18 protein-coding genes are annotated in these 17064 nt (G+C 31.7%); all 18 read right to left on the reverse strand.

The genetic code is table 11. From position 1 onward, the window contains the following. Window positions 1-201 precede the first annotated feature (201 nt). Window positions 202-1437, reverse strand: a complete 1236-nt coding sequence (locus GRFL_RS00445) for a glycosyltransferase family 4 protein (protein ID WP_083642506.1) — start codon at window positions 1435-1437, stop codon at window positions 202-204. Further along, the gene (locus GRFL_RS00450) at window positions 1434-2168 is read right to left on the reverse strand and encodes a glycosyltransferase family 29 protein (protein ID WP_083642508.1); all 735 of its coding nucleotides are present in this window, start codon (window positions 2166-2168) and stop codon (window positions 1434-1436) included. Before GRFL_RS00450 ends, GRFL_RS00445 begins: the two co-directional genes overlap by 4 nt. After that, window positions 2165-2794, reverse strand: a complete 630-nt coding sequence (locus tag GRFL_RS00455; RefSeq protein ID WP_083642510.1) for an HAD family hydrolase — start codon at window positions 2792-2794, stop codon at window positions 2165-2167. Before GRFL_RS00455 ends, GRFL_RS00450 begins: the two co-directional genes overlap by 4 nt. After that, window positions 2787-3470 carry an acylneuraminate cytidylyltransferase family protein gene (locus tag GRFL_RS00460; protein WP_083642511.1) on the reverse strand — a complete coding sequence of 228 codons (684 nt, stop codon included), beginning with the start codon at window positions 3468-3470 and terminating at the stop codon, window positions 2787-2789. The genes GRFL_RS00455 and GRFL_RS00460 overlap by 8 nt, the downstream gene beginning before the upstream one ends. Before the next feature lies 1 nt (window position 3471). Further along, window positions 3472-5019, reverse strand: coding sequence for an aldolase catalytic domain-containing protein (locus GRFL_RS00465; protein ID WP_083642513.1), 1548 nt, complete (start codon window positions 5017-5019; stop codon window positions 3472-3474). Next, window positions 5012-6058 carry a sulfotransferase domain-containing protein gene (locus tag GRFL_RS00470; RefSeq protein WP_083642514.1) on the reverse strand — a complete coding sequence of 349 codons (1047 nt, stop codon included), beginning with the start codon at window positions 6056-6058 and terminating at the stop codon, window positions 5012-5014. The genes GRFL_RS00465 and GRFL_RS00470 overlap by 8 nt, the downstream gene beginning before the upstream one ends. Next, window positions 6058-7167 (reverse strand): glycosyltransferase, encoded by a 1110-nt coding sequence (locus GRFL_RS00475; RefSeq protein ID WP_083642516.1) that lies wholly within the window; start codon window positions 7165-7167, stop codon window positions 6058-6060. Before GRFL_RS00475 ends, GRFL_RS00470 begins: the two co-directional genes overlap by 1 nt. Before the next feature lie 31 nt (window positions 7168-7198). After that, a complete protein-coding gene (locus tag GRFL_RS00480; RefSeq protein WP_083642517.1) occupies window positions 7199-8083 on the reverse strand; it encodes a polysaccharide pyruvyl transferase family protein in 885 nt (294 codons plus the stop codon). A gap of 26 nt (window positions 8084-8109) precedes the next feature. Further along, window positions 8110-9903 carry an ABC transporter ATP-binding protein gene (locus GRFL_RS00485; RefSeq protein WP_083642519.1) on the reverse strand — a complete coding sequence of 598 codons (1794 nt, stop codon included), beginning with the start codon at window positions 9901-9903 and terminating at the stop codon, window positions 8110-8112. A gap of 2 nt (window positions 9904-9905) precedes the next feature. Then, window positions 9906-10805: a glycosyltransferase gene (locus tag GRFL_RS00490; protein ID WP_083642520.1), complete on the reverse strand. Its 900-nt coding sequence runs from the start codon at window positions 10803-10805 to the stop codon at window positions 9906-9908. Window positions 10806-11329: 524 nt separating this feature from the next. Then, entirely contained in the window at window positions 11330-12445 is a 1116-nt protein-coding gene (locus GRFL_RS00495) for a DegT/DnrJ/EryC1/StrS family aminotransferase (protein WP_083642522.1), read from the reverse strand. Then, a complete protein-coding gene (locus tag GRFL_RS00500; protein ID WP_083642523.1) occupies window positions 12442-12981 on the reverse strand; it encodes an acyltransferase in 540 nt (179 codons plus the stop codon). The genes GRFL_RS00495 and GRFL_RS00500 overlap by 4 nt, the downstream gene beginning before the upstream one ends. Next, window positions 12978-13394: a sugar 3,4-ketoisomerase gene (locus tag GRFL_RS00505; protein WP_083642525.1), complete on the reverse strand. Its 417-nt coding sequence runs from the start codon at window positions 13392-13394 to the stop codon at window positions 12978-12980. The genes GRFL_RS00500 and GRFL_RS00505 overlap by 4 nt, the downstream gene beginning before the upstream one ends. After that, window positions 13378-13788, reverse strand: coding sequence for a sugar 3,4-ketoisomerase (locus GRFL_RS00510; protein ID WP_083642527.1), 411 nt, complete (start codon window positions 13786-13788; stop codon window positions 13378-13380). The genes GRFL_RS00505 and GRFL_RS00510 overlap by 17 nt, the downstream gene beginning before the upstream one ends. Further along, window positions 13788-14651: a glucose-1-phosphate thymidylyltransferase RfbA gene (gene rfbA / locus GRFL_RS00515; RefSeq protein ID WP_083642529.1), complete on the reverse strand. Its 864-nt coding sequence runs from the start codon at window positions 14649-14651 to the stop codon at window positions 13788-13790. The genes GRFL_RS00510 and rfbA overlap by 1 nt, the downstream gene beginning before the upstream one ends. Beyond that, window positions 14651-15709 (reverse strand): dTDP-glucose 4,6-dehydratase, encoded by a 1059-nt coding sequence (gene rfbB, locus GRFL_RS00520; RefSeq protein WP_083645897.1) that lies wholly within the window; start codon window positions 15707-15709, stop codon window positions 14651-14653. Before rfbB ends, rfbA begins: the two co-directional genes overlap by 1 nt. 2 nt (window positions 15710-15711) lie before the next feature. Then, window positions 15712-15945, reverse strand: coding sequence for an elongation factor 1-alpha C-terminal domain-related protein (locus GRFL_RS00525; RefSeq protein WP_083642531.1), 234 nt, complete (start codon window positions 15943-15945; stop codon window positions 15712-15714). 179 nt (window positions 15946-16124) lie between these two features. Further along, the gene (locus tag GRFL_RS00530) at window positions 16125-17060 is read right to left on the reverse strand and encodes a UDP-glucuronic acid decarboxylase family protein (RefSeq protein WP_083642533.1); all 936 of its coding nucleotides are present in this window, start codon (window positions 17058-17060) and stop codon (window positions 16125-16127) included. Window positions 17061-17064: the final 4 nt, after the last annotated feature.

The raw sequence follows: 17064 nt of genomic DNA on the forward strand, positions 1-17064 counted from the left end.
GCGGCATTTTACATAAACTGAAATGGAATTAGTGAATACCTTAAAAGCAAATTTTGATTTAGTACTTCAATTAAAAATTGAACGAAAATTTTGAAAACAAACTAAAATACTATATATCAATTAATTAAAATGTTTTATATAGTTTTTTCATTTAATTATCAAAACCTTTTTATTCAAATAATTAATTATCGATTTAACATTTTAAGTATTTAATTTTTTTAAGGCTTTATCCAATTCCACATCCCAAGTACCATTATTTAAAATAAATTCCTTACCATTTTTACCCAAAATTTGACGCTTTTCCTGATCTCGGAAAAGCTCTATTATTATTTGGGATGTAGATTCAATTTCTCCTATTTCATATATTCTCAAATGAAGATTATCTATAAAAGTTTTTGGTATTTCACCTGCGTCCGGTGCCAATGATGCGATTCCAGCTCCTAAATATTCTCTAAGTTTTAAAGGAGAATAATGAAAATCTTTGCTACTTCTAGCACTTACAATTGCTACGTCAAAAGCATTCACATATTTTGGGACATCAATAAAAGATTTTCTTCCTGCAAATATTACATTTTCACTTATATCCAAATCTTCCACAAGTTTTTCAATTTCTTCTCTCTCTTTTCCGTCGCCGATTAACAATAAAATAGCATTAGGAACAGCCATTAAAACTTGATCAAATGTCTTTATGAGCAGATCAAGACCATGAAAACTCCTAAATGAGCCTGTCCACCCTAAAACAAGTTTATTATTTAAATCGAATTTTCTTTTAATCGAATTCGAATTTATATCATCAAATAAATGAGGATCAACAGCCATTGGTGAAATATGAATTTTCTCTTTAGGCACACCCATTTCAATCAATTTCTGAGAAACTTGCTCTGAAACACAAGCCACCAAATCTGCCCGCTTAAGCGATTTAGCTTCAATTTTCTCGATAATTTTTCCCCAAATTGGTCTTTTTACCCCCCATTTCGATGTTTCCCAGACTTGCGGAGCATGAACATATAAAATAAATGGCACATTATATTTTTTAGCCAACTTATATCCTATACCAGGAAATAAATCATGCTGCTCCCAAACTAAACTTATATTTTGATCCTTAATTACAGCTTTATGATTATATAACGTACCATTTTTAGATGCCCGCCATAATAAAAAATCTTTATATAAGGTTTTAATTATTTCAGGGGAATATCTAACTAATATTGAGCGTTTTTTTTGATTTTTATCTTTTGAGGAGTTAACTGGATATGAGAGAATCTCTTTTGGAGTTGCACTGGTGTCATTTGTAAATATTATAGCTTCACCAAAAAGTCGCTTTGCGGCTGCCGCCCATCCCCCAGCAGTTATCCACATAGCCTCCGCTCCTTTCCAAGCCGAACTTTTCCTTGGCATCACGAATAATGCAGTCTTATTTTTCTCCTTATTGTTCACAATTCCTTTTTTAAAATATTTTGCAATGCTTTATCCATAATAATTTTACGATCCGCTTTAACCTTCTTAATTTGCTGAATGAACTTTTTTAATTCTAATTCTGGGTCATGAAGTCCCTGCTTATAAATATGCTTTTGATTAGCTTTCATATCTATTAAATGATCTCTATAATCTTGTGCATATGGAGTTCTAAAAAAAGTGAATCCTGTAATGAAAACTTCCTTAGCCCCACTATTTAAAGCAATATAGAGTCCAATGTATCCTACAGTGGGAATTTTTTTTCCAAAACCTCTTATTAAGTTTTTATATTCTTTCTTTGATAGTAAATAAGTACTCTCAGTATAAAAATTTCGTTTAAAATAATTTAAGTGGGTCTTTAATCCATTAAAATTATTATGAGGATTAATTAAATACCTGAGCCCTAGTTTTTTGTATAAGTTGAAATCAATTACTCCTCCTCCGCTATCATTATTTTCATAAAATGAATGAATCAAAATATCCATTTTCGTACCGATGAATTTAGATTTATTTTCGGTCAATGAATAAGGAGCCTTATTTAATCTGATAACGTAATCGAAATCGTCTATGTAATTTCCATTTTCTTCGTCAAAGGCGGAATTTGCGGCACCAATTATAGCTATTCTTTTATCCTTGAGTATACTTTTCGACCTGAATATTTTAGTAAATGATAACATATAAAATATCCCTTTAATATTCCTGAAGATTTTCATTTTTGATTAGGAAAGAAATTATTTAAATATTTTATCGGTAATACTTTAAGCTTCGGATTATTATATCCCATAAACGCAATATTATTGGACAATGCTGCTTCATAATCATTATGTGAATCCCCGATTAACATAATACGTGAGGTATTATATTTATATTTCTGAATTAATTTTCTAACCAATTCAGTTTTTGGAGTAGGAGAACCATTAATGGTTAAAAAATATTCATCAATATCTATCTCTTTACAAATTAGATTTAATTCTTTACCATCTGAACCTGATACAATATGGAAATCAAAATTTTTATAATTGTTTAGGATGAAGTTAAAAGAGTCTTCTATAAGCAAATTTCTGTTCATCAGCCTTTCTAACATTACTTCCGAAAACTTATTGGCCAAAATATTTACATTTTCCTCGGAAATATTTTCATTTCTTATAACCTCAAAAAAATATCTGAATTTCACATATCTTGATAAACCACCATTATTTCTATGAAATTCCATTAATTTTTCAACTTGATCACTAGGGTAATCTTTGAGAACTATTTTAAATCCTTCATCCCTTACTTTCATAGAATCCATTATGACCCCGTCGAAATCCCAAAAAATAATTTCTATACTATCAAACATATAATTTTTGGTATACAGCCTCCGCAATTAAAAAATCATCTTCCCAATCAACATCTAACGCATCTATTTTTGAAATTTCAAATAAGAATGGAGAACCTCCTATTCGATCTTTCTTTCCTGTAAATATTCTTCTATTAGCACAAAAAATTGCACTATTGATTTCATATAGTTTTTTTAAGTCCTGTGTTCTAGGCCAGCGCAATTCCCTGGTAATATTATTTTCAACTTCTCCTATCTCCTTATTCCATAGGAAATTTTGAAATGGGGTGACGCTCATTAAACTATCATATCCGTTTTCCAGATTTTCAAAATAAGCATCAATCGCCTTTTCATAAATTTTATTAGTAACCAATGGTGAAGTAACGTGAGTCCACAAAATATGCTCACAATCTGTTATAGTTGGGACATAAGAAATTAGATCTTCTAACTTCGTATTGCTCATCGCCAGACTATCCGGCCTTACATCTATTTTTAATTTGGGTAAAGATATTTTTTGTGCATATTCAAGACTTTTTTCATCATTTGTGGAGAGTATTATCTCTGAAACTTTCAATTTTGAAAGCTGCTCAAGTTTTACCTCAAGGAGACCTCCTTCCTTATTTGCAAAAGGACGATTATTTTTATTAATTACTCTTTGACTCCCCTTACGAACTGGCAAAAATACGGCAATAGACATATTATATTAATGAAAAAACAGATTGTTGATTTAACTCAGAATACTTGGTAGGAGTTAAAGCAACTGGATTAATACCTTTCTCTTTTATCTTATTAAATAAATATTCATTTTCATTAAATAGTTCCATCTCCTGCGGCGAAATATTCCCATCATAACCATCATAACCAATAACATAACATCTTTTAATTTTCATTTTAACCAGAATCTCAAAGGCTAAAGATGTAACAGATTCTAGATACTTTGAGGTAAAGGTTATTTCATTTAACTGATAGGATACCTTTTCCAGGTTTGATGGAATATAAGTCCCCATGGTGCGAGGATAGGGAGGTAAGATTGCCATTTTATTCGTTTCAGAAATCTCATGTAAAGCTTCCTCCAACCTATATCCCTCATTTCCAGCGAGACAATGAATTTGCAAACAATCTACATCCTTATATTTTTTAGCATTTTTGGAACTTGAATGAATAATAAAGCAATTAGGTTTATTTTGAATAAACTCTTTAACAGCTTTTGAAAAATTCGAAGCGCTGGGACCACCTCCTATGATAATCGCTTCATTGTAGTTATCACCTTTTGTATTAAATTCTTTTAGCTCAACATTATCCTTAACACCCAGAGATTTATTAGATAGCGCCCGAATAATGCTGTTTAAAGAATAGTATCTTTTGGTTACCCATTCCATAACTTCTTTCTGTGGTAAAGAATTTGCCCCAGAAACCATATACGGTAAGTTGGTACCCCAATCATAATCTTTTTGCATTTTTGCAAATGGATCCACAATTTTACTTAAAGCATTAAAATCAACTTGTTTTAATACATCCTTAGCATTTAGTGCAGTAAGAAGTAATTCGGTACTTAAATTCCCGGCACCTCTACCCATTCCGGTAACTGTAGAATCCACAATCGAAACACCACATTCGATAGCCGTTAGAGTATTGATTAAACCTAATTGAAGATTATTGTGTCCATGAAATCCTAAGTCAACATCAGTTTTTTCACGAACAATATTGAAAGTATCTTTAACATCATCAGGATAGACGCCCCCATAAGAATCTACCATATAGAAATAGTCTGCAATACCATTTACATTTTCGAGCTGATTTAAAAAGTCAGGATAATCTGACCAATTGGACATATACATTACGTTAAAGCCCACTTCGAAATTTAGGCTTTTAACAGCCTCTGCTAATTTTAACGCCCGAGTGAAATTTTGAGGATCTATCGCAATTCGAACCATTGCAATATACCCCCTACAAGGGCCTAATAAGTCTGGCACATGCTCTGCCCGCACATCTTTTTCATTCAGAATAATGACAAGTTTTTTATTGCTTAATTCTCGAGTTTGTTTCAATATATATTCGGGACAATAAAAATATTCTCCTAAATATTTATTCATTGGATTTGATCTATATCCGATTTCCAAATAATCGACAGGAAGATCATTAAAAGACTGAAAATACATTTTAACCAAATCTTTATCAAAATCCCAGTTTGTATAATAACCTCCATCCCTAAGAGTGCAGTCTAATATTTTAAAATTCTTATTCATTTACGTAATCTAAAAATTCTTTATAATCTTGACTTAAAATTCTGTTACTTTTCTCAAAAGTATCGTTAATCATTCTTCGTTGCTCCTTGGTCATTGTTATAATCTTAGGTTTATGAAACCATAAACCATTCTTAAGCCGATATTCCCAAACTGTATTACTTTTGATTAACCCTACTTTATAAAGAAAAGCTACAATTGACGAATTTAAATTTTCAAAAATTTTGGGTATATGAAATCCTAAATTAGCAATCTTTTTATTATGGTCAATTTTTCTCCTATTTTCTATATTTTTTTCCACTTTAGGTAATAATTCTCGAACATCGGTATGGCACCCGGTAAATTCCACCAATTTCTTATAAAATTGCAAAGGATCATTTTTCATATGCTCATACTTAAGTATTAAAAGATTTTCCTTCTGAAAAAAACCCCGTATTTTATTAATTAATAGATCGTATTGAAAATTTGAAATTCCATAATCATAGAATTTAGAATTCAAAACAGTTGAAAGATATTTTGAAAATGTATCAATATCTGACATCTTTCGATAAACATAATAGCGTTCACAATACAAAGAATGAATTAGGTCGGCCTGATGTCTGAGGGTTAGAATTAATTTCAAATCGAAACCAGAATAATCTGCGAAAATTTTCAACCTTCTTAATAATCGATCTATACAACCACTAAATTTACCATGCCAGCGAATGCCAAAAGGATCAATAGTCCTAAAAATTAGTGCTTCATCAGATAAAAGGATGTTTGTTATTCCGTTCCCATTTTTTTCAAGATGCAATTGGTTATTCAATAATACTTCCTCCATTTGTGGCAACCTATTTAAAAATGCATCTTCAGGCATGAATAATAAAAAGGATACGAAATTTTTTAATCCCAAAGCTCCATTTGAATAAGAATTATCCCACCTTCCAAGGTAATTAACACCATCCAATCTAGTAAATATATTCTTCTGCAAATAACTTGTCCCTGTTTTTGGAAAGCCTAAATGAATAATCATTTTTTTTTTCATTAATTCTGCCTTAACCATTAATTATATTTATTAATGACTTTAATAATTAATTCTTCCCATTTATTTCCAATAGCATCCACCCTAAATTTATCCACACTTTTTTTTGCGATTAATCCCTTTTCTTTGATAATATGAGGATTATTAGACAAATGATTTAACCTATTAACCAAAGATTTAATATTATTCACCTCAGTCAAATATCCATTATAACCATGTTGAACCAATTCTCCAGGACCTGAAGGACAGTCCGTGGCAACAACCATTTTTCCCAAAGCCAATGCTTCAAGAATAACAACACAGAAACTTTCAAATGATGAAGTATTAATAAAAAATTCAGATTGCTGAATATAAGGATATGGATTACTTTTAAATCCAATTAAGAATACTTTAGATTCTAAGCCTAATTTTTTAATTTGTTTCTCTAATTTTTCCTTTTTGGGTCCATCTCCAATTATGGCAAGATTATATATTTCGTTAATATTACTTTTAGCATAGCTTGAGATTAGCATAGTAAAGTTTTTTTGATCACTAAGTCTTCCCATTGCAGAGAGATAAGGCTTTTGAATTAAATAAGATTCTTGAATATCCTCATTTGCTAGATTCTCCACCTTTTCGAAATCCAGAGAATTATATATCGTTATGAATTTCTCACTAAACCTTGGCCTGGCTTCCTTAAGTTCCATAATTGTCCCTTTTGAGGGCCCCACGATGTTTTTTACTTTTGGCCATCTACACACAAAATCTGCGATTCGATGTCGCTTTTTACCTAGAGCGTAAGGGTTAACATCGAATGTTCCAATAATATTATTACATAAAGTAAAACAAGAAAGAAAGCTACTAAAATATGTTAGTCCTATAACTACATCTGGCTTAAATTTTTTAGCGAGTCTTTTTATTTGTATGACATTATTTAAATGATGATAATATTTCCCACTATCTTTCTTTTTATTCAAAATATGAATTCGTTCTGACTCAATTTCATGAGGTATTTGAAAAATAGGTTTTTGAATTGCATAATTAACCAGGAAACCTCTGTTGGCCAGTTCCTCTCCAATTACAATTGCCATTTTTTCTGCACCCCCAATTTTGAATGAACCTACGACCACTAAAATTTTCCCTTTATTCATAATCTTGTATAAATAATTTGTTTTAAAAAAACTAACCTTTTTCCTCGATATAATTCACCAAAACCTGTTCTAGTTTTTTACCATCAAATTTTAATTCCTTTATACTGCATTTATCATAAATTTCTTGGAATGCGATTTTATTAACATCATTGATTTGAATAGTATTATGGTTTTTTAAACCCACTCCACTATAATAATCTTCAAATTTAAAATTTCCTCCGACCAGTTTATTTGAATAATTAAACCTTAAAGAAGGTTTTTGATATGAATCTGCCAATATCAAACCATGTAGAGAGCTCGAAATGACTATTTCACATTCTTTTATTTGATCAATTATTTTATATACCTCATTTTTAGGAACCATTGGACTTATAATCTTAACATCCTTATTTTCAGAAAGAACTTGACTATTTTTAAAATCTCCCAATTCTGAATAATGAGGTATGATTCCAATTTTATATTTTAATTCACCAACCGGATTATAAAAGCTTGGAAATAATAATGCTGGGTCACCATACACACCGTTGTGAGAAACTCCAAAATCTTCAAAAATTTTTGCTGACTTCTTTCCTCTCAGTGCCAATATCTGAGATGGTTTACCATGTAATTTTTTTGGAGGATAAATAAATCCAGATCCCCAAATTATTGAATTTTCGAGTCCCCGGTGATGTAAAATACTTCCAACCCCGAAAAGCTTCTGTTTATTCTTAACATTATATATCCGTTTGTAGGAAACTACTCGTTTACCTGTAATTTTATTGACTAAAAACGGATTAATATAATCTCCCCAGTTTTTACTGAAATCTGAATAGTATAATAAAATAGGATCCTTGATAAGATAATTTGTAAAATCAGAAGAAAATAGACTTCCGGTTTTTACAAAATGCTTGTATAAATCCGTTTTAATTTTTGACATTTTTAATATTTTAGAATAATTCTATTTTAAAACTCCTGTAAATTGATCATGTTCTGAAATTCCGGAGAGCTTTGCATTAATTCATTGAATGAACCTGAAGCTGAAATCTGCCCGTTTTTCAATAAAATAATTCTATCTGCATTTTTAATAGTACTTAATCTATGGGCAATCATTACTATAGTATACTCCCCGTGCAACTCCTCAATATTCTTTTGAATTGAAGCCTCTGTTTCCCCATCTAGTGCTGAAGTTGCCTCATCCATAAATAATAAATCTACCTTTTTATAAAGTTCTCTTGCAATGGCAATCCTCTGTTTTTGTCCACCGCTCAGATTAATTCCATTATTGCCTATAAAAGTATTTTCCCTATCCGGTAATTGCATTATATAATCAAAAATAGAAGCCTTTTTAATAGCAAATAAAAATCGCTTCTTGTTCAATTCTGATGGTTCATCCCAAAACGTAATATTATTAAAAATGGTATCACTAAATGTTGGTGACTCCTGAGAAATAAACCCAATATTATTTCTTAAGCTATATAAATCTAAATCCTTATAATCAATACCATCAATTTGCAACTTTCCTTTCTCAGGAATTATAAGTCCCGTCAAAATATTCATTAATGTTGTTTTACCTGAACCACTCTGACCTACAAGGGCAATAGTCTCATTCTTATTTAAATCAATATTTATTGAGTTTAGAATTTGCTTATCACCATAACTAAACGATACATTTTTTAAAGATATTTTAGTCTTGAGACCTTCAACGAGCTTTAAACCATTGCTTTCCTTCCCTTTATTTAATTCTGTAACGAAATTATTCATATTCTCTAATGATCCCGAAACAGCTAAAAATCTATTCCAATCTGCCTGCATGGCCATTAAAAATGTTAATGCTCTATATAGCAATAATAAACTAAGAATTACCGTACCGATATTAGTACCAAAAAACTTAATTTGCAAAATCATTGCGATCACAACAACAAAGATTGTTAAAGGTTCCCTTACACCTAACATTATGGAGCTTATGAAACCTATTCTTCTTTGAATTCCCTCAATCCTTATTATGCTTCTAATTAATTTTTCCGAAAACTTTATATTTAGTCCACTTGATTTTAAATATTTAAAAAAAGCTACATGCTGGATTAGCAATCCTTGAAAAGTATGATTTTCATTTGTTATTTCTCTTGACAACGACTTAGACTTTTTATATAAAAATTTGAATAGAATATTAGTTCCTGCACCACCTATACCAACCATTAAAGCAAAACTGAAATTAGAGCCTAAGGCTAAGACTAAATAAACCAGTACTAAAATGGCTTGTTGAAAGGATTTCATATAGGATGAAAAAGCAATATTTAATTTTTCAACTTCTCCACTAAATGTATTTTGAATTCTGCCACTATCTGAAGTAACAAAATGGGAAAAAGAGAATGTGTTCATAAGATGAATATTTCTGACTCTAACAATCCTCATAAATAATTGCATGTAAATGACATTTACATAGGTTTGCAAAAATTTAGCTAAACCTTTGAACGCAAAGAATATTAAAATTAACATAAGAACTGTTATAACATTAAAAGGAATTCCACAGCTCGTTAAAAGGTCAGGCAAGAATTGTAGTTTACCTAAATCACCGTCGGCTTCACCACTTTCTCCGAACATTTGAAGTAAAGGAATGAACATAGCTAAACCGAAACCATCTAGAACTCCTACTGACAGACTTAGGAAAAATACGATTAACATTCTATACCTAAGATATCCAAAGAAGTAAAAGAATGAATCAAAGGTGTTTTTTAAGATTTCTTTTATTTTATTCATTTTTAACCTAAAATTTTAACCTTCCAGATTTTAAATAAACTTGCTGTAAATTTCCTGGCACGCAAAACTTCCCTATACATTCTTTCCCTTTCAGCGGTATTTAAAAATTTTCTGTATTCCCTTTTAGAAATTATACCAATAGAATATGCTTTTCTTATATCTTTTTTATACTGATTTATAATCTTATTTATATTTAACTTATACATATTCTTAGGAGAAGATATACTAGCTGGATGTTTTCGATACAAAACAGTTTTTTCTTTTAGAACAGCAACGTTCCCAAGGATTAGAGCCCTCCATACGCATGGTGAGTCTTCTGTGGGACAATTTTGATTCAAAGGATCGAAAACTGAAAACATCATTTTTCTGTAAATTCTTGAACATCCTCGAACCCCTCGGACCTCACCATTAAATAAATCATTCTTATTAAATTGAAGATCAGAGAGTTTATTTTTGCATTTGGTAACTACCCCCTTAGAGTCAATGAAATCCACATGAAAATCTGCAATTAGACAATTCGGATTGTTAAGCATGTACTTAACAGATTTTTCAGTCCTATCAGGCAAAGAAATATCATCTCCTGCTGCTATTATTATGAATTCTCCATTTGCAAGGCTCGCGATTTTATTAAAGTTTGAAGCCAAACCCTCATTTGAACTATTATTATCGACTATAATTTTGTACTCTCCGCTATAGCTACTAACAATTTCCTTAATTTTTTCCTGAGTCCTATCCTTGGAACAATCATCTGAAATAATGATTTCAAGGTTAGGATATTCTTGAGAAAAAGCTGCCGACAAAGCCTCTTCAATAAATTCTTCTTGATTGTAGGTCATCAAGCAAAAGGATACTAAGGGTTGTTGATTATTCAAATTAGAAATATCTATTCTATTAGAGTTCATTATATATATTTGAAAATTTAACTTTTACCCCAGGTTTTACGACCTTATCAGGAAATTTTTATTAATTATTGAACGATCACCTAAGATATTTGTTTCCAACTCCTAAACCTTTTAAGCATTGTAATGTGTTATTTTGTAAATATTTCAGACCCGTTTTCGATAGGCCGAAGAGCACTAATAATGTCCAGAAGAATTACTTAATGAGCTCTACAGGCTCTATCATAGTTACTCCCTCACAGTACTCTTATTCCATATTTTAAAAGAAATCATCGAAAATATAAAAGGTATTAAAGCTTACATTATTCCTCAATATAAATTTTAGAGGTTTTACTTCTAGCTTGGAATATATATATCCTAATTTATTATATTCTCAAAGAGTAAAACCGAAGTGGCAATAGACATCTATTTTCCTATTTCCTTTCACCTCGGAATGGATTGGTCGTCGGCAATCAGGCTCACAATTAATTTCATATTTAATGGCATCAACGGAAAACAGATATCCAAAGTATTTCTTACGAGGCTTCTTATTCAAATTCATTTATAGTATCTACGATCTTCACCAATTCTTCTTTTTCCAGAACTGGACTCATGGGAAGACTAAGAACCTCTTGATGTATTGATTCAGTAATTGGAAAAGAAAGTTCATTAAGCTCTTTATAAGCCGTTTGTTTATGAGGAGGTATCGGGTAATGAATCAAGCATTGGACACCTCTTTCTAGCAAATATTCTTGCAGTTTATCTCTTACTTTACATCTGATTACAAAAAGATGCCAAACATGATTTTTCCTATCAAAAACCTTTGGTAAAATTATATTGCTATTTTTAATATTAGCGAGATAAAAATCCGCCACTGTCCTCCGAGCCTCGTATTCCTGTTTTAAAAATTTTAATTTAACATTTAGAAAGGCTGCTTGAATTTCATCTAATCTACTATTTAAGCCCTGAAAATCATTAATATATTTTTTTATGCTTCCGTAATTCCCTAAAGCACTAACAACTTCAGCCAATTTTGAATCATTAGTTGTTACCGCTCCTGCATCCCCTAATGCACCCAGATTTTTGCCAGGATAAAAACTAAAGCCTGCCGCGTCGCCTAAATTTCCGGAAAGTTTGATATCTCCATTCTTATATTGAAATTCAGCGCCAATTGCCTGTGCATTATCTTCAATTATTTTTAATTTATATTGATTTGCTATCTCTTCCAAGCGCTCACTCCAACAAACTTGGCCGTAAAGATGCACTACTAATATAGCCTTAGTTCTTTTGGAAATATGAGCTTCAATTTTATCAATGTCGAGATTGAAGGTATTAATATCTGGCTCTACCAAGACCGGTTTCAAATCATTATCTGTTATTGCTAGAATCGAAGCTATATATGTATTAGCGGGCACAATTATTTCATCACCCTGCTGCATAACACCAAGTTCTATATATGCTTTGAAAATTAAACGCAACGCATCCAATCCATTCCCAACTCCAACAGCATTAGGAGTTCCAATATAATCTGCTAACTGAGTTTCAAATTCTTTTAAGTTTTCTCCGTGCAAATACCATCCGGATTCTATAACTCTTGAAGCAGCTTTTATTAATTCCTGGCGGTATTGATCATTTATTGCTTTTAAATCAAGAAATTTTATCATAATAACAGAGGTTCTCCGGTTTGAGTACTATATTTTTTTCCATTTTCATCGGTAAGGTTCAAGTCCAAAATCTTTCCCTCCCGTGTTATAAAACCTTTGTGACTGGCTGGATTACCATACCATAGAGAGAAGGGGGGGATTGGTTTTGTAATTACACTCCCAGCCCCAATAAGTGCAAATTTACCTATGGTATTTCCTGCAATAATCGTTGAGTTAGCACCAATAGATGCTCCCTCTTCAATATACGTTTTGAGAAAACGTTCAGGATAATGCTTTGATTTCGGTATTAAATCATTCGTAAAAGTTACATTCGGGCCAATAAAAACATTATCCTCTATTCTAAGACCATCCCATAACTGAACTCCTGACTTTACTGTAACATAATCTCCAACAATAACATCATTTTCGATAAAAACGTTGCAATTAATATTGCAATGTTTCCCAATAACAGCTTCTTTAAGTACCACACTAAATTGCCATATATCGGTATTTTCCCCTATTTTATCTGAATAAACCTCAGCTGTTTCATGTATCATTTTAAATTTTTAAATTTACTGTAATCTCTCACATAGTCTTTTTCATCATATTTGTGAGAGGCCAAAACTAAGCATATCGCCCCTGAAGAAAAATTATCGAGTTCACGCCACATTCCGGGTACTATATGGAGGGCAAGATTTGGCCTATTTAGAGAAACAACCTTTTTTATTTTTCCGTCATCCAGTATAACGTCAAAACTACCACTAACGGCAATAATAAATTGTTCTAATTCGTAATGAGCATGCCCTCCTCGAGATTCCCCTCCGGGTACATCATATAAATAATAAATTCTTTTAACATCAAAGGGAATATTATCTTCATTTTCAATAATAGTAATATTTCCAGCCACATTGTGTACTTTGGAAATTTCTATAACAGAACAATCAAACACAGTATTATTTTCCCATCTCATGTCGGAATAGTTTAAACTTTTCAAAGTCTCGAATATAATCATTGTGATCATAGGATATAGACGATACAATAATCGCTAATGCATTGGTAGAAAAATTCTCCAAACTTCTCCAAAGTAAATTCGGAATATATAATCCATAATAGGATCTATTTAGCTGGTATTTTCTTTCTAGCTTGCCGTCATTTAAAATCACATCAAAGCTGCCTGAAAGTGCTACAATAAATTCTTGAGATTCTTTAAAAGCGTGGCTTCCTCTCATCGCGCCACCCGGAACATCATAAATCCAATAAGTTCTTCTAATTTTAAATGGAATATGGTTTTCGCTTTCAAAAAAGGATAAATTTCCCCTATAGTCATCTATCTTTGGAAGATCTATTAGTCTCTCTACTTTCATTATAGTTCTATAATATTTTTTAAATATTCCCCATACTTACTTTTCCCATATTTTTCAATAGCTATTTTTAACTCGTTACTATTAATAAATTGATGTCGATAGGCAACCTCTTCAATACAACCAATCATGGTACTTTGTCTATTTTGTAAAACTCTAATAAATTCTGTAGCATCATCTAAAGATTCAACAGTCCCTGTATCAAACCAACTCATTCCCCGAGTCATAACGCCCACTTCTAATTCTCCTTTGTCTAAATACATTTGATTTAAAGTAGAGATCTCTTTTTCCCCCCTTGCAGAAGGCTTAACTTTCTTAGCATATTCGATAACTTTATTATCATAAAAATATAATCCTGGTACCGCATACTTTGATTTAGGTTTATCTGGCTTTTCTTCAATACTTAAAGCTTTTTTATTTTCATCGAATTCCACTACACCGTATCGTTGTGGATCTTTAACTGGATAAGCAAAAATTGATGCTCCATCAACCTCTGTCTTACTTCTTAGAAGTTTACCAAATTCATTGCCATAAAATATATTATCACCTAACACCAATGCAACTCTATCATTACCAATAAATTTTTCTCCAATGATAAATGCTTCGGCTAAACCATTAGGTTCCTCCTGGATCTCATATTCGAATTTACACCCTACTTGAGACCCATCACCTAAAAGTTTCTTAAAAGCATCCTGATCATGAGGAGTAGTGATAAAAAGGATTTCTTTTATTCCTGCAAGCATTAGAACCGATAAAGGATAGTAAATCATTGGTTTATCATAAACAGGTAATAATTGTTTACTCACAGCTATGGTTATTGGAAACAACCTGGTTCCAGTTCCTCCTGCTAAAATAATTCCTTTCATCACTTATATTGTTTTAGATAATATTTCTGATAATCTCCGTTAGTTACATTCTCCAGCCACTTATCGTTTTTCAAATACCAGTCTATAGTTTCTTCAATTCCCTCTTCAAAAGTGACACTTGGCCTCCATCTTAGTTCTGAATTGATTTTCGAAGCATCAATAGCATAACGCTTATCATGCCCAGGCCTATCTTTCACAAATGTTATTAATTCTTCAGAATCTCCCTTGTTTCTTCCAAGTTTCCGATCCATTACAGAACATAAAAGTTGAATAAGTTCAATATTCTGCCATTCATTAAAACCGCCAATATTAAATGTCTCTTTAATAGCTCCCTTGTGTAAAAGAAGATCTATCGCTACAGCATGGTCTTTAACAAATAACCAGTCCCGTGTATATTTTCCATCACCATATACGGGAAGGTTTTCTTTCTTAATGATATTATTTATAAATAATGGAATTAATTTCTCTGGAAATTGATTAGGTCCGTAATTATTGGAACAATTTGAAATTATATATGGCAGACCATATGTTTCACCATATGCCCTTACAAAATGATCTGAACTAGCTTTTGAAGCAGAATATGGAGAATTTGGATCATAAGGGGTATCTTCTCTAAAAAAACCTTCTTCTCCTAAAGTACCATATACTTCATCTGTACTTATATGATAGAATACTTTTTCAGAAAAATCACTAACCCAATTATTTTTAGCAGAATTTAATAAATTCATAGTGCCAATTACATTAGTCCTTACAAAAGAAAGGGGATCGGAAATAGACCGATCTACATGCGACTCAGCAGCAAGATGAATCACTGCATCAAAGGCATAATCTGCGAACAGGTTATGAATAAAATCAGCGTCAGTAATATCACCTTTTATAAAATGATAATTTTTTTTCTCTTCAATGTCTTTAAGGTTTTCCAGGTTTCCTGCATAGGTTAATGAGTCCAAATTATAAATCTGATATTCTGGATATTTATTAACCAATAATCTCACCACATGGGAACCAATAAAGCCTGCACCCCCTGTTACCAAAATTTTATGAAAGTTTCGAGTCATTTTCATACATTTATCCCCGCTGCTACGGTTTCGTTAATATTTTCATCCATTAGTACTATGCTGCCAGTTATACGGTTATCTCTATAAGAGTCCGGCATCAGTCGATGCGTAGTTCTTACCTTAACCCTTGCTATATCGTTCATATTTATTTCCTTAGCCTCTAAATCCCTGTTATAAGAATTAATATCAAGGGTTTCCAATTCAGAAAATTTCCAATTTTCCTTTTTATTAATCAATTCAACTATTTTCCTCTAAGGGATATAATTTTTTTAAGCTAATTATTAATGAAAGCAGCACTGATGAAAGCAGATTCAACTAATGATTTAACCTCTATTTTCCCTTGCTATTAGAGATACACATTTATAATTCTTTTCCATATCCAAAGCACATTCAAAGATTATCAATAATTGATTTTTCATTCTTCTAGCTTAGCAAAATAGTCAATCGTTTTTTTCAAGCCTTCCTCCAAATTAATTTTCGGATTCCACTCCAATTTTCTTTTGGCTAAATCAATGACTGGCTGTCTTTGACGTGGATCATCCTTTGGTAAATTTTGAAATTTTAGTTTACTTCTACTTCCTGTTAATTCAACAATTTTCTCCGCAAGTTCCAACATGGTAAATTCTTTTGGATTTCCAATATTAACTGGACCCGTGAAACCACTGGGAGAATTCATCATTTTCACCATTCCATCTATTAGGTCACTAACGTAACAAAAGCTACGAGTTTGATGTCCCTCGCCATAAATCGTTATATCCTCGTTATGCAATGCCTGCATAATAAAATTACTCACAACCCTTCCATCCTTTGGATTCATATTTGGTCCATAAGTATTAAAAATTCTTATAACTTTGATATCTACATTATGCTGACGGTAATAATCAAAAAATAAAGTTTCAGCACATCTTTTACCCTCATCATAACAAGCTCTTGGACCAGTAGTACTCACATTCCCCCTATAAAATTCCGGTTGTGGATGTATTTCAGGATCTCCATAGACTTCACTTGTACTTGCTTGGAGTATAGGCACCTTTAATCTTTTTGCCAATCCAAGCATATTAATAGCCCCTAAAACACTTGTTTTAGTAGTTTGTACTGGGTCAAACTGATAGTGAATTGGACTTGCGGGGCATGCTAAATTATAAATTTGGTCCACCTCCACAAATAATGGATGTGTTACATCATGTCGCATTAATTCAAAATTCTTATGATCCAGTAAGTGATGTATATTTTTTCTAGAGCCAGTATAAAAATTATCAACGCATAAGATTTCGTTGCCTTCATTTAAAAGTTTTTCCGATAAATGACTACCCAAAAAACCGGCTCCTCCTGTAATTAATATTCTTTTCATCAAT

This window comes from Christiangramia flava JLT2011 (assembly GCF_001951155.1).
Lineage (GTDB): Bacteria > Bacteroidota > Bacteroidia > Flavobacteriales > Flavobacteriaceae > Christiangramia > Christiangramia flava.

Coding starts and splice junctions, on each gene's coding strand:
- GRFL_RS00475 (WP_083642516.1), bottom strand. CDS start 7,167: ATGAATAAAGGGAAAATTTTAGTGGTCGTAGGTTCATTCAAAATTGGG.
- GRFL_RS00505 (WP_083642525.1), bottom strand. CDS start 13,394: ATGAGATGGGAAAATAATACTGTGTTTGATTGTTCTGTTATAGAAATT.
- rfbA (WP_083642529.1), bottom strand. CDS start 14,651: ATGAAAGGAATTATTTTAGCAGGAGGAACTGGAACCAGGTTGTTTCCA.
- GRFL_RS00500 (WP_083642523.1), bottom strand. CDS start 12,981: ATGATACATGAAACAGCTGAGGTTTATTCAGATAAAATAGGGGAAAAT.
- GRFL_RS00455 (WP_083642510.1), bottom strand. CDS start 2,794: ATGTTTGATAGTATAGAAATTATTTTTTGGGATTTCGACGGGGTCATA.
- GRFL_RS00465 (WP_083642513.1), bottom strand. CDS start 5,019: ATGAATAAGAATTTTAAAATATTAGACTGCACTCTTAGGGATGGAGGT.
- GRFL_RS00485 (WP_083642519.1), bottom strand. CDS start 9,903: ATGAATAAAATAAAAGAAATCTTAAAAAACACCTTTGATTCATTCTTT.
- GRFL_RS00495 (WP_083642522.1), bottom strand. CDS start 12,445: ATGATAAAATTTCTTGATTTAAAAGCAATAAATGATCAATACCGCCAG.
- rfbB (WP_083645897.1), bottom strand. CDS start 15,709: ATGACTCGAAACTTTCATAAAATTTTGGTAACAGGGGGTGCAGGCTTT.
- GRFL_RS00460 (WP_083642511.1), bottom strand. CDS start 3,470: ATGTCTATTGCCGTATTTTTGCCAGTTCGTAAGGGGAGTCAAAGAGTA.
- GRFL_RS00530 (WP_083642533.1), bottom strand. CDS start 17,060: ATGAAAAGAATATTAATTACAGGAGGAGCCGGTTTTTTGGGTAGTCAT.
- GRFL_RS00510 (WP_083642527.1), bottom strand. CDS start 13,788: ATGAAAGTAGAGAGACTAATAGATCTTCCAAAGATAGATGACTATAGG.
- GRFL_RS00470 (WP_083642514.1), bottom strand. CDS start 6,058: ATGGTTAAGGCAGAATTAATGAAAAAAAAAATGATTATTCATTTAGGC.
- GRFL_RS00480 (WP_083642517.1), bottom strand. CDS start 8,083: ATGTCAAAAATTAAAACGGATTTATACAAGCATTTTGTAAAAACCGGA.
- GRFL_RS00450 (WP_083642508.1), bottom strand. CDS start 2,168: ATGAAAATCTTCAGGAATATTAAAGGGATATTTTATATGTTATCATTT.
- GRFL_RS00490 (WP_083642520.1), bottom strand. CDS start 10,805: ATGAACTCTAATAGAATAGATATTTCTAATTTGAATAATCAACAACCC.